The sequence below is a fragment of the Microbispora sp. NBRC 16548 genome (genome assembly GCF_030268985.1).
Lineage (GTDB): Bacteria > Actinomycetota > Actinomycetes > Streptosporangiales > Streptosporangiaceae > Microbispora > Microbispora catharanthi.
In genome coordinates this window covers 610361-622139 of sequence record NZ_BSSF01000006.1, presented here as the reverse complement: position 1 = coordinate 622139, position 11779 = coordinate 610361, and the positions used below count along the sequence as shown (strand labels likewise).

Sequence of the window (11779 nt, the reverse complement as noted above, 5' to 3'; positions counted from 1 at the left end):
AACGCCGAGGTGTCGTGGTCGACTCCGACGTTGACCCAGCCCCGGTCGGTGGCCAGGTCGTAGATGCCGTAAGGGATGGCATGCGGGACATCCGGGCCGGTGAAGAAGAAGCTGTGGTCCTCGACCTCGACCGGGTCGCCCTTCGGGCGCCACTGCCGCCCGGGGTTGGGCAGCTGCCCGAGCTGCTCCTTCTTCTTGGTGTCGACGCTGATCACAGGCTGCCCGGCGCTCTGATGCTCCTTGACTCGGTCGTTGATATAGCGAAACTGCACGTCCCGGTCGGGATGCTGCGCGCCCTCCAGCGTCTTGACGTTGGCCTGCAGGCTGAAGCCCTGCTCCTTCAGCAGCCTGCCTACCGTCGGGGCGGAGACCCGGTGTCCTTGCCGGCTCAAGGCGGCCACCTCGCTGTCCAGGTCGGCGCAGATGCGTGAGACCTCGCTTTTGGAGATCCCGGTCTCGGCGCCGAGGGCTTTGACCAGGTCATCGACGCTGCGGGTGGACACCCCCTGTAGGTAGGCCTCCATGACCACGGCGAACAGCGCCTGGTCGATGCGGCGGCGGCGTTCCAGCAGGGAGGGGAAGAACGACCCGGGCCGCAGTTTGGGGATCTTCAGTTCCAGGTCGCCGGCGGCGGTGGTCAGCAGCCGGTCGCGGTAGCCGTTGCGCTGGGCGGTCCGGGCTTCGGTGCGCTGGTGTGGCGCGGCGCCGATGACTGCGGTCGCCTCCGCCTCGATGAGCGCTTGCAGGACGGCTTGCAGCGCTTGGCGGATGACGTCGTCGGCGTCAGCGGCTTTCAAAGACTCCAGCAGGTTGAGCAGGGCAGACTGGTCCAGAGCCATCGTGTGGTGTCCTCCGCGAGAACCTTTGGTCGGGAACTCGCTGACCGTCACACGATGGCTCGCCCCATGTCCGGGGCTTGCATCAACAGCTTGGAGTTACACCACCCGAGGGGACGTCACCCTCGGTGCCGCCGATGCTCATACCGGCGATAGATGCGACCCCGGCGGCGAGGACCTGTCGTCGGCCCATTGGCTGGAACCAACTCTGACCGTCCGCGGATAATTGCATCAGCCACACCTCCTCGTCGGCGCCCTCCGTTGCCCGTACCTCAGCTACCTTGGTCTGCATTGCCGGCGCGAGTTTCACCAGGGCACCCCCGGCGTTGAGCGCGGCGTCGCAGAGGCGGGCGAGGTCCCGACTCGGCACTTTGAGCCCTCGCTCCACTTTGCTGAGCTGACCCTTGCTGTAATGGACCCGATTCGCGAGATCGGTCAAAGTGAGATTTGAGGCGATTCGCAGCCTCCGAAGCTCCTGTCCGAACTGGATCGGCTGTCGCACTGTCTGGACCTCCGTCCTTTCCAGGCCGAACAGCCGACTCCCCAAGGTTGCGACAGGAGCGGCCGCTCAGACAAGGCCGGTACCGTTGTTTCCCGTTTCCACTCTCGCAGGGATCTGGAAACAGCGCTATCTGGAAGCGGTGCTCGGTTAGCAGTGCTTACGGGGCGGTGCCATCGATCCCCAACGACGTCACACAAGTCGTCCAATTGGAGCCCAACTTAATCAAATCGCTTATGGTTGCGACCTTCTTCGGATAGGAGCTTATGGACAGTTGCATCAACACGGTTAGACACATTCACGCCCGTCGATTGAAAGAGGGGCGATGGCAGCGACGATTAGTGAGATTCGAACGCCTTGTGTTGTTTGATCAGTAAAGACAGGAAGCAGGGATATCCCAATATCCAGTGTCCCGAGGACGACAGCGGCCCATACTCTGTGAAACACCCTCTCGACGTCATAGACGGGGGTTCGTGGGTGCGCAGGGCCACGGTTGCGGCCTGGATGTCCTCAATGAGGGTGAACCCTATTTGACCGATAGAGCCGCCCTCACACATATCGCCGCCGCGCACCACGGGCTGTTCCCTTAGCGGGAACACGAACTCCTGAAGACACCGGACCGCCGTTGCACCAGTCAGTCGGTGGCGGGGCTGCCGAGTGTGGCGTATTGAGGAGACAGCATGGCGGCCGCCTGCCTTCCAGCCGGACCGCTTAGCGCGAGGGATCCCTGCAGCCACGCCCGGTTTCCCTGTTCGAACGAGCCGTCGCCGTGGAGTAGGGGGTTCAGTTCTTGCTCGGTGAAAGCGCGGGCTAGCGGCAGGGTGGCCCTGCCGAGGGGGTCGGAGTCGTAGGGGTACGCCCCCCACGCTGCGGCTTCCTCCTCTGTGGGCGTGATCCAGAAGTCGTACAGCAGGGACGAAAGCACCGGGCGGATGTCGTCACCGGCGTGGGAAAGCGAAAGCGCCGAGCAGAAGGCGTAGATCGCAGCGCGGTAGACATCGAATCCCCACGCGAAGACAGGCGCATTGGACTTCTCAAGCACCGCCTCGATCCGTCCTGCCTCCGGCGTACGTTCGAAGCCGGACACGATGGCGTGGTCTGCCATGCAGAATGTCTCCACGATGTATGGAACGTCGGGTACTCGCCACCGCACTCCTGGCTCGGCAACGGTGTTGTATATATACGCGGTGATGAACTCTGAATCGGTCCAGCCGGATGCGCGCGGCTCGTGTCCCCAGAAGAAAGTCTGAGGCACGGGCAAATCGGCGGACGTCAGGACCGAGTGCAGGGCGCCGATCATCCGTCCGGTCCAGCCGGCATCGACAAGGCCTGTGCTCCCCGAGGCGATGCCTTCCTGGATGGCGTAGTCGCGTACGAGTTGCCGCATCTGCTCGATACGCGGCCGCATCGCCTCCGCTACCTCAGGCATCGCCACGAACCGCCGCAACGCCGCATTCTGCTCTGGGTCGTCGGCTCGGGCCGACGGCGAGAGCGAGGCACCGGCGGCGGCCAGTGTTCCCGTAAATTCCTCGATGTCGAGGCCGAGGCGAGCGCACACGTCGGCCGCGTTTGAGCGCATGAAGCTGTTGAACAGCCAGTCGGCCTTCTCCAACCCGTACGGGTCGGAGGCAGCCAGGCTCCACGTGCGACGGCTGCTGTACACGTAGCTCATCGGGAGCCGGATCCCTAGCCGAGGAGCCAGGCGCGTGGCGATCTCGGAGAAGACCTGGGCATCGCGGGACAGAAAGCACAACCGGTGCAAGTGGCGGTCCTGCGCCGTGCGGAGCAGCCATATCACGTAGCCGACCAGGACGGGCGCAGCGACTCCGGTGGCTATGTCTCGGATCGCTCTCTCATGTGGCGAGGACACGGGGACGGCGGCGCGGGCTTGCGCCGAGGCCACAGCCATGGCGGCGGCAAGCCCGTCGTGCCCGGCCAGGGTCTGCTCGTAGCGCGTAGATTCCACTGCTTCTCCTTTTGCCCTGCCGCGCAGAGTCACATCCGCAGGTCACCACGACGTGAGCCAGAGCCCGACCTCGTCGTCGGTGCGGGCACCACAATCACGGCAGATCTGTTCGGCCCGCTGCCGCAGGTCACGCCATGTTTCCTCATCACCCATCGCCTGATGGACTGCCGCTTCCTCGGCCATCGTTCGACCGGCCCAGGCACGGTCGCCGAGTGACTCGTAGATCATCCGCGACTCCTGGTAGGCCTCGATAGCCTGCTTCCAATGCCGCTGTCCGGCATGGAAGAGGCCGAAGGTACGCAGGACACGGGCCTGGCCGGGACGATCGTCGATCTCCCGCAGGATTTCGGATGCGGCCTTCAGGTGGGCGTCCGCCTCCTCCCACCGCGCGGCATGTTGGATCGTGTCGGCAATGCTCATTCGTGAGCGGGCCTGCCAGCGGCGATCCCCGAGTTCTTGAAAGCGAGCCAGGGCGTCCTCCAGGCACTCCAGCGCCGCCTTATAGTCACCGGCGCGCCGGTAAGCGTCCCCCTTGTTGCGGAGGACGACGGCGACACCACGCCGGTCTACCAGTTCCTCGAAGATTTCCTGTGCCTCGTTCAGCGCTTTGATCGCCTGTTTGGTACGGCCCATGTTGCGCCACAGGACCCCGAGTTGGCGCAGCGTTCGCGCTTCCCAGCGGCGATCACCGGACTCGCGGATCACGCCGAGGCCGTTCAGGTAGAGGCGCTCTGCCTCCCCGTACAGGCACTGATCCCGGTAGACAATGCCGAACCGTACTCGGGCGCGAGCGGACTCCAGCCGGTCACCTAGCTGGTCGAAGATCTGAATGCACTCAGTGAAGCTGTCGATCGCTTCCTGCCACTTGCTCTGTCCGCGTTGGAGATCTCCAAGGCCGTTGAGCGCCCAAGCGATGTACCGCGGAATGTCGCGTCGGCGGAACACGTGTAATGCCTGCGTGAAGCAGTGCACCCCCTGATCGAGGCTGCCTGTGTAGCGATAAGTGTCACCGAGCACGCTCAGCGCGATCGCACCTCTGAGTTCATCGCCGATCTCCTCGGCGATCTCGGCCGATGCGCGCAGATGCTGTTCGGCGGAGGCGTAGTTGCCCTGCGCTCGGTGGATCGCGCCCATCTGGCAGCGGATCTCGGCTTCGCCCTCGCGGCTGCCGTCTCGCTGCGCGGCATCTAGTCCGATCAGGTGCACACGCACCCAGGTGGACCAGTCGGACGGCCAGAGCGATGTGATGGGAAGCGCCCTGGTCAGTCGCCAGGCATGCCGCCATAGCTCCGCCTCACCGGCAAGTTCGACACCGAGAAGGAATGTCGTCTCGTGGGTGAGAAAGTACTCGCGGGGATCGCGGTGGATCGCTCGGAGCAGCGCAGGGTCCACATGCGCGGGCTCGCCGTACCCGCCGGGTTCGAGCAGCACCGAGATATTGGTCGCCAGTGCGATGTAAAACTCCAGCAGCCGGGCCAGCGCCTTATTGCGGTCCGCCTCGCTCTCCTCTTCGGCGAGTCGCTCGCGAGCATAAACACGCAGCAGGTCATGGAAGCGGTAGCGCCGGATTCCCGTCCGGTCCTCGCCGCCGATCTCGATCAGTTCGGCGTCGACAAGGCGTTCCAGCATCTCCTCGGCCGCCCGCAGCGATACGCCAGCCAGCGCAGCCAGTGTCCAGGCAGAGAAGTCAGCAGCCTTCAGGACACCGAGCAACCGGAACGCTCGTCGGAGTTCCTCGTCGCATCCCTGATAGCTGAGTGCGAAGTTGGCACGCACCTCCAGATCCCCAATCTTGAGTAGGTCCAATCGGTGCTGCTCGTCGCGGAGTCGTGCGGCGAAGCCGGCCAGCCGGTCGGTCTGCCGGGATGCCAGCCGGGCCCCCGCGATGCGGAGCGCGAGGGGAAGGCGTCCGCACAGTCGCACGATCTCACTCGCGGCCTCGGGTTCCGCGGCCACCCGCGCCCTACCGACGATGTGCCGGAGCAGATCCAGGGCCTGTTCGACGGTCATCACGTCGAGGGCGTGGATATGCGCTCCGGACAGCGCAGCCAGCCGGGACCGGCTCGTGATCAGGACGGCGCAGCTCGCGCTTCCCGGGAGCAGTGGGCGTATTTGCTGTTCGCTGAGCGCATTATCCAGCAAGAGGAAAATCCGCCGGTCGGCAAGCTGCGCGCGATACATCCGCGCCCGGTCCTCCAGGTGCTCAGGAATACTCGCCGAGTCGACGCCCAGCTCTCGGAGGAACCGGCCGAGGACCTCCGCGGGGTCAAGCACTTGCGCCTCGGCGCCGCGGAGGTTCACATACAACTGCCCGTCAGGGAACTGGTTGCGGACCCGGTGCGCGACGTGCAGCGCGAGCGTGGTCTTGCCGACGCCACCCTTGCCGGAAAGGGCGGTCACGACGACCGCCGTGTCAGCTTTCCGAGAGATGAGCAGCCGCGCGAGTTCGGCGGCGTCCTCTGCCCGGCCAGTGAAGTCCTCGATATCGGGTGGAAGCTGGTACAGCCGTCCTGCCTGGGGAAGATGTGTGCCGTTCGCTGTCGGTAACTCCTGCCGCTGCTTCCCGACCTGGTCCTTCACCTGCCAGAAGGCGATACCGCCAGACAGCATCGACGCGACTATCGCGAAGATGAACTGCTCCTGCCCCAAGCCGTCGCCGTCGTTGACCCCGGCCACGATGCCCGCGAAGACCGCTATCGCAGTCACCAGGGCGGCGATAAAAGGTATGACATGCCGGAAACGCTGCGTCGAAGTCAACGTGCCGACCTCTCATGGCCGGTATTGCCAGCGGATCGAGTCACGTGGGTTCGGCTCTCTAGGCGATCTCTGGTCTCCCCGCATCTTACGGATGCTCGACCTGATATCAACAGGACTTACCACTACCCTGTCGATCAACGCCGGGAAGCTGTTTTCATGGACGGATGGGCGATGACCTCGACTCTTCTAATTGGTGCTCCACCATAATCGAGGAATCGGGTTGCGATTTAATCTGATCGCACCTGCGCCGCCGCGGCGGCGGGTGCCAGTACGGTTGCCCTCGCCCAGCGGCAGGCTGACTCGGCCAAATCTCCTGTAGGTCAAGCCGGTGCTTAGCAGCCTTTGCGGAAGCGGCCGCGGTGCGACGTATACGACTAGAACGGAGAATGATCAACGGGCGTTCGGGGGTGAGATCGGCGCTACAGGGTTCGGTACCCGACATAGCGACCGCGGCCACCTGGACGGCGAAGGCAAATTACCGGTTACCTTCCGAAAAGGTCAGCTTATTCCATAGCTGAGCTGGATCAGGGGGAACGCCTTTTCCAGATCGTTGTGGGTGCGGATGCGAAGCTCCAGGTCACCGGTGCCGAAATGGCCGATGTTCCGGACGTCGCGGCTGAAGCCCTCCTCCAGTTCGATACTGTCCGGATCGACCTTCACGAAGACCAGAATTGCCTGGGATTTGGGGTGGATTTCGACACATGCGAAGTTTTTGATCCGGCGGAAGGCGAAGTACAACTTCAGGACCTTCTTGGTGACGTCGTCCCCCAACCCCTCGATGAAAGCCTCCAGTTGGCCGTACAGGTCGGCGAGCGGCTGCGGTGCTTGCGCGAGGGATTCGGTCACGGTCTTGTACTGCGTCGGTGCTTTGCCGCCGGTCTTCGACGGCGAGTTGTCCCCGGACCCGCCCGCGCCACTGCGGGACGCGACCAGCTCAAGAGCGAGCAACTCACTATCGAAGTCCCGGTATCGGATCAGCTCGATCGACCGGTTCATTTGCATGATCGCGTGCTCGTCATAGCGGTTGAAGTCGCCGGCGACGCACACGAGCCGGGGGTTGCTCCAGTCGATCTCCTCTGCGGCCTGCGTCCCGAGCTTCCGCATGACCAGCAGTTCGAACTCGCCTCGATGGTCAAGGAGCCAGTCCAAGTAGAAAAGCCCTTGGTTGATGACGTTCTCGTTGCTGGCGCGCTTGTACTCGAAGATGACCGGAGAGCCGTTCTCGTCGATGCCGAGTGAGTCGATGCGGCCGCGATGTTTGGTCCCGGTGGAGTACTCCGTCTCCAGGAACCGTACGCCGAACAGCGTCTCCATGTTGTTCTCGATCAGGCGCTGTAACGATACCTCGACGGCGAAGGCGTTCCCTTGCAGCTCAGCTGCCTTGCCGTCTTGAATCCGGAACAGCTTCAGATCGCTCACGTGACAAGGCTACCTAGCACAGCCGTCTCCTGATTTCCAAAGCTGCACCTGTGCTTTGACTATGTGATGAGAGCACCCCTGGATCGCTACCGGTTGCGGCAGGTTCAGGGCAGCCTGAGCTGACAGCGCGTTCCGGAGCAGGTGAGCACGCGATACCGGATGCCTCTGGCTCGGGGACCTCACTGGGCGGTGGCCGGCCGCCAGGGCAGGCGCACCGGTTCGGAGGGGAGGTCACCGGCAAGCAGCCGGGGCAAAAGCGCGCCGATGCCGACGGGGAAGACGAGGTCGGAGGTGGTTTGAAGCTCCTGGACAGTCCACCAGCGGTGTGCGGCAATCGCCTCGCGTTCGTGAGCTTCGAGGCCGGAGGGAGCCAAGGTCAGACGGTCGACGCGGGTGAAGAAGAACGAATCGACAGCGTGCAGGGTGAGCTCGCCGAATCGGGCAGGACCAGAAGAGACGGCCACCACCGGGCCCAGCCGCTGCGGAGCCAGGATGTGACCGGTCTCCTCAAAGAGTTCACGCACCGCCGCCTGAGAAAGGGTCTCTTCGTCGTCGACACCACCGCCGGGCGTGGCCCAGAAGTGGGAGGCGGGCAAATCGTCGGAGGCACGGAAACGGAACAGCAGGAGCCGGTCGTCGCGGTCGACCAGCAAAACGCGGGCGCTGGCCCGCATGGCGGGGACGGTCACTCTGCCGATCCTAGGTATACCCGGTCATGGCGTTGGTGACAGTCGGCTGATCGGTGGTAGGCCGTCCAGTGCGGTGGGACGTCGTCGGGTGTTGTAGTACTCCAGCCATGTTGCAGGGCTTGGGCGCGTTGGGTGTTGCTGGTGAAGAGCTGGCGGTAGGCCTCCCACGCGGTCTGCAGGGTGCGGTTACCCTTGGCGCCGAGCGCCTTCACCATCGCGTCCTTGAGCCGCATGTGGGTGCCGTCGATCAGGTCGAGCGGCGAGGACCTGCAGGGCACCGAGGAGCCCTCCTTGGTGGTGCAAGCGTCGAGCGAGGCGCAGCGGATCGAGTGCCGGGGCTGGGCGTGCGCGACCGACTGGGCGTACGCCGGGTCCGCGTGCGCGGGCGCGGCGACCGCGAAGATCGTCAGTATCGCCAGGGCGAGGCCGGTCAACTTCCTTGCCATCGGTCTGGTCGGGTCTGGATGATCCTCTCCGTTCTGAGGTCTCATGCAGTTGGACCCGGTCTGGCCCCGCCCGGTTGGCCACATTGCCATATCAGGCCCGTGAACCGCTGCGTCCCCGATCGCCCATCGCGACGCTCCGCGCCGCCGGCGAAAACGGGCAACCCTGGCGGCGCCGGGTGGGGCGGTTCATTTGAACACACCGGGCTGGAGCAGTCTCGTTGACCGTGGATCCCCTGGTCAGCTCCGGTATTGAGGGGTACCGGTCGGGAGTGGTCGGCACGTCCAGCTTCACGGTCAAACGACGGTCAGACATCAAAAGAGCCTGATCACTTGGAGAGTGATCAGGCCTCTGATCTGCTAAAACAGTGTCGGGACGGCGGGATTTGAACCCACGACCCCTTGACCCCCAGTCAAGTGCGCTGCCAAACTGCGCTACGTCCCGTTGCCCTGGTCTCCCCGGGCACACCCAAACCTTAGCGCAGTTTCCGCCCTCGTGCGTACACGAACCGCGCCAGTGGGCCTAGGCTGGCGATCATGGGGAGGAAGGCGCGCATCGACCAGGAAGAACTCGTCCGGCTGGCCGCCGAAGGGTGGCCCAACGCCCGTCTCGCCGAGCACTTCGGTGTCACCGAGTCGGGCATCCTGCAGGCGAAGCGAGCCGCCGGCCTGTCCAAGCCGATGACGGACCACAGCCGTGCCCTGCCGTGGAAGCTCCGGCGCGAGCACGGCCAGAGCGGCCCCGCCACCAACCTGCGGAACCTCTCCGCCGCGGCCCAGGGCCGCCGGATCCCCAAGGACAGGCTCAATACCGCCCTGCGGTGGGCGAACCGGCTGGTCGACAACGGGCTCGACATCGCCTACGACCCCGAGCGGGGCTTCCACGAGGTGCCCGCCGGGGACGACTCACACGTCGCCCGGGTCCTCGCCGAGGCCCGCGAAGCCGCGGACGCGGCGGGCACCGGTCCCTGACCGTACGGCTCACACACCGTCGCGCGGCAGGGGCGTGGTCTCCTCGCGTACGTGCACGTGGCGCTCGCCCGGATGGACGGCGGTGTGCGACTCGGTCTCCTGGACGTGGACGTGCGGCTCGGCCGCCGGGTCCACGGTGTACATCGTGTCCGGCTCGATGGTCTCCACCGTCTCCTCGGTCCGCGGGCGCCGGGTGTAGCGACCGGTCAACACCATGCCGACGACCCCCACGGCCATGAGAATCCAGCCGATCATTTGAAGGTCGATTCCAGGAACGTCCCATTTGACGGCGAACGCGAGAACCGCGCCGACCGCGATGAAGGCGAGACTGGCCCCGAAGCCCATGGCTACCTCCTCTGCTGGTCAACCGCCCTTTACCCGCAGAATCCGCGATTACGCAAGGCGTGAAGACCGCTTTCCCGGGCAGTGCGGATGAACAACGCACTCACCCCTGGAGGCAGATATGACCGCCGTAGCATGGGTGGCCGTCGTGATCGTCGCCGTGCTGGTGATCCTGGCAGTCGGCTACCTTGTGTCGGCACGCAACCGCAGGCGCCACCTGCAGGACCGTTTCGGACCCGAGTACGAACGGGCGGTGCGGGAGAGCGACAGCCGTAAAGAGGCCGAGCAGGAACTGCTCGCCCGCGAGGAGCGCCACGCCAAGCTGGACATCCGCCCGCTCGACCCGCAGACCCGGGAACGGTACGCGAGGAAGTGGGCCGAGGTGCAGGAGCGCTTCGTGGACGCTCCCGGCTTCGCCGTGACCGAGGCGGACGCGCTGGTCACCGCGGTGATGGCCGAGCGCGGCTATCCCACGGACGAGTTCGAGCAGCGTCTGAGCGACCTGTCGGTGGCCCACGCCGCCACGCTCGACCACTACCGCAATGCCCACGACATCAGCAGCCGCGCCGCCCGGCAGGAGGCCACCACGGAGGAACTCCGCCAGGCGATGGTCCACTACCGCGCGCTGTTCCAGGAGCTTCTCGGCGACGGCGCCGACGTTGCTCTGAACGACCACGTCAACGGTGCCGCCTACACCACCGACGGCTACGACGGCGCCTCGGCGAACGGCTACCACGCGGACGTACGGAAGGCGGGGCGATGACCATGCGGACGAACAGGTACGACGAGCGCGACAACGTCGCCGAGCAGCCGACCCCCGAGACCCCCGAGCCCCTCGAGGAGGAGGCACGCAGAGAGAGGGCTGTCGCGGACGCCGGGCGGGACGAGCACGAGGGTCCCGGTCCGGTCTACTCCCCCAGCGACGCGTACACCGCCGGCTACGCGGACGGCACGGCACGCGACGCCGGCGACCGCGCGTACCCGCGGGACACGACACCGGAAACCGGCGGTGACGCGCAGACGGACGGAACGACCGACGCGGACGGCGACGGCTCCCGCTTCCGCCAGCCGTACGGCCAGGCGGGCGACGACGTCCTCACGTCGCCCCAGACCGGCGGCAGGCACACGGCCGAGGGCGACCGCCTCGTCGCGGGCCGCCGTACGGACGACTACACCGAGCCCGGCACCCAGGCGGGTCCGTCCGACGACGCCACGACCGGCGCGTACGACATCTACGGCGACGACGCGCACCGCGACCCTGAGACGGACGGCACCGGCTATGCCCGGGACGGTGTGCCCGCCGGCGACGCCACCACGGCCGCCACTACCGGCGCCACCGTCGACGGCCCGGTGGCCTACCCCGTCACGACCACCACCGCCGCCTCCGGCGCGGCGTCCGTCCTGGACGAGGCGCTGGACAGCCGGTGGCGCGAGATCAAGACGGGCTTCGTCGACGATCCCCGTCAGTCGGTCGAGCAGGCGGACGCGCTCGTGGAGGAGGCCCTGTCGGCCCTCACCAGCCGCCGGCAGTCGCTGCTCGACCAGTGGAAGGACAACGAGCGGGGCGACACCGAGGCGCTGCGCCTGGCCCTGCACGAGTACCACGCGTTACTGGCCCACCTGACCCGGAAGTGAGGTAACAATGCTCGCCATCGCCGCGGCGGTCGTCTTCGGGATCGCCTTCCTCCTCGACCTTCTCAACGCGAGCATCGGCATCGGCCTGACCGCGCTGCTCGCCCTCGGCCTGTGCCTGCTGTCTCTGCACCAGGCCGGCGTCGGCACCGCCGGGGTGAACTCCTGGCGCGGCGGCTGGCGCGGCGGACGCGTCCGTCGCTGACCCCGCGACCCGAACGTCT

10 protein-coding genes, 1 tRNA gene and 3 pseudogenes are annotated in these 11779 nt (G+C 65.8%); 4 read left to right on the top strand and 10 right to left on the bottom strand.

Annotated elements, in window-relative coordinates; genetic code table 11:
* The 9 genes and pseudogenes from QSK36_RS20230 to QSK36_RS20190 form a co-directional block, all read right to left on the bottom strand.
* Nucleotides 1-392, bottom strand: a pseudogene (locus tag QSK36_RS20230) (ISAzo13-like element transposase-related protein); the annotation flags it as partial.
* Nucleotides 393-449: 57 nt separating this feature from the next.
* A pseudogene (locus QSK36_RS20225) lies at nucleotides 450-839 on the bottom strand (transposase); the annotation flags it as partial.
* An 82-nt stretch (nucleotides 840-921) separates the two neighbouring features.
* Nucleotides 922-1338 (bottom strand): helix-turn-helix domain-containing protein, encoded by a 417-nt coding sequence (locus tag QSK36_RS20220; protein WP_285783486.1) that lies wholly within the window; start codon nucleotides 1336-1338, stop codon nucleotides 922-924.
* 631 nt (nucleotides 1339-1969) lie between these two features.
* Nucleotides 1970-3301 (bottom strand): hypothetical protein, encoded by a 1332-nt coding sequence (locus QSK36_RS20215; protein WP_285783485.1) that lies wholly within the window; start codon nucleotides 3299-3301, stop codon nucleotides 1970-1972.
* Between the two features lie 42 nt (nucleotides 3302-3343).
* Nucleotides 3344-6007, bottom strand: a complete 2664-nt coding sequence (locus QSK36_RS20210) for an ATP-binding protein (protein WP_285783484.1) — start codon at nucleotides 6005-6007, stop codon at nucleotides 3344-3346.
* Between the two features lie 549 nt (nucleotides 6008-6556).
* Nucleotides 6557-7477, bottom strand: coding sequence for a DUF5655 domain-containing protein (locus tag QSK36_RS20205; RefSeq protein ID WP_285783483.1), 921 nt, complete (start codon nucleotides 7475-7477; stop codon nucleotides 6557-6559).
* A 179-nt stretch (nucleotides 7478-7656) separates the two neighbouring features.
* Complete coding sequence (locus QSK36_RS20200) at nucleotides 7657-8166, bottom strand: NUDIX hydrolase (RefSeq protein ID WP_285783482.1); 510 nt, start codon at nucleotides 8164-8166, stop codon at nucleotides 7657-7659.
* Between the two features lie 24 nt (nucleotides 8167-8190).
* Nucleotides 8191-8354 (bottom strand): annotated as a pseudogene (locus QSK36_RS20195) (integrase core domain-containing protein); the annotation flags it as partial.
* A gap of 626 nt (nucleotides 8355-8980) precedes the next feature.
* Nucleotides 8981-9054 (bottom strand) — tRNA-Pro (locus QSK36_RS20190).
* Nucleotides 9055-9146: 92 nt separating this feature from the next.
* Here QSK36_RS20190 and QSK36_RS20185 point away from each other — a divergent pair.
* Complete coding sequence (locus tag QSK36_RS20185) at nucleotides 9147-9581, top strand: hypothetical protein (RefSeq protein ID WP_285783481.1); 435 nt, start codon at nucleotides 9147-9149, stop codon at nucleotides 9579-9581.
* A gap of 9 nt (nucleotides 9582-9590) precedes the next feature.
* Here the strand turns inward: QSK36_RS20185 and QSK36_RS20180 are convergent, their stop codons facing one another.
* Nucleotides 9591-9926, bottom strand: a complete 336-nt coding sequence (locus tag QSK36_RS20180; protein WP_079319766.1) for a DUF6458 family protein — start codon at nucleotides 9924-9926, stop codon at nucleotides 9591-9593.
* A 118-nt stretch (nucleotides 9927-10044) separates the two neighbouring features.
* Here QSK36_RS20180 and QSK36_RS20175 point away from each other — a divergent pair, with 118 nt between their 5' ends.
* The 3 genes from QSK36_RS20175 to QSK36_RS20165 are packed head-to-tail and all read left to right on the top strand — an operon-like array spanning nucleotide 10045 to nucleotide 11760.
* Nucleotides 10045-10686 (top strand): hypothetical protein, encoded by a 642-nt coding sequence (locus QSK36_RS20175; protein ID WP_183541369.1) that lies wholly within the window; start codon nucleotides 10045-10047, stop codon nucleotides 10684-10686.
* A complete protein-coding gene (locus QSK36_RS20170) occupies nucleotides 10683-11558 on the top strand; it encodes a hypothetical protein (RefSeq protein WP_285783480.1) in 876 nt (291 codons plus the stop codon). The genes QSK36_RS20175 and QSK36_RS20170 overlap by 4 nt, the downstream gene beginning before the upstream one ends.
* 7 nt (nucleotides 11559-11565) lie before the next feature.
* Nucleotides 11566-11760, top strand: coding sequence for a hypothetical protein (locus QSK36_RS20165; protein WP_030509495.1), 195 nt, complete (start codon nucleotides 11566-11568; stop codon nucleotides 11758-11760).
* Nucleotides 11761-11779 lie beyond the last annotated feature (19 nt).

Coding starts and splice junctions, on each gene's coding strand:
- QSK36_RS20185 (WP_285783481.1), top strand. CDS start 9,147: ATGGGGAGGAAGGCGCGCATCGACCAGGAAGAACTCGTCCGGCTGGCC.
- QSK36_RS20180 (WP_079319766.1), bottom strand. CDS start 9,926: ATGGGCTTCGGGGCCAGTCTCGCCTTCATCGCGGTCGGCGCGGTTCTC.
- QSK36_RS20175 (WP_183541369.1), top strand. CDS start 10,045: ATGACCGCCGTAGCATGGGTGGCCGTCGTGATCGTCGCCGTGCTGGTG.
- QSK36_RS20165 (WP_030509495.1), top strand. CDS start 11,566: ATGCTCGCCATCGCCGCGGCGGTCGTCTTCGGGATCGCCTTCCTCCTC.
- QSK36_RS20170 (WP_285783480.1), top strand. CDS start 10,683: ATGACCATGCGGACGAACAGGTACGACGAGCGCGACAACGTCGCCGAG.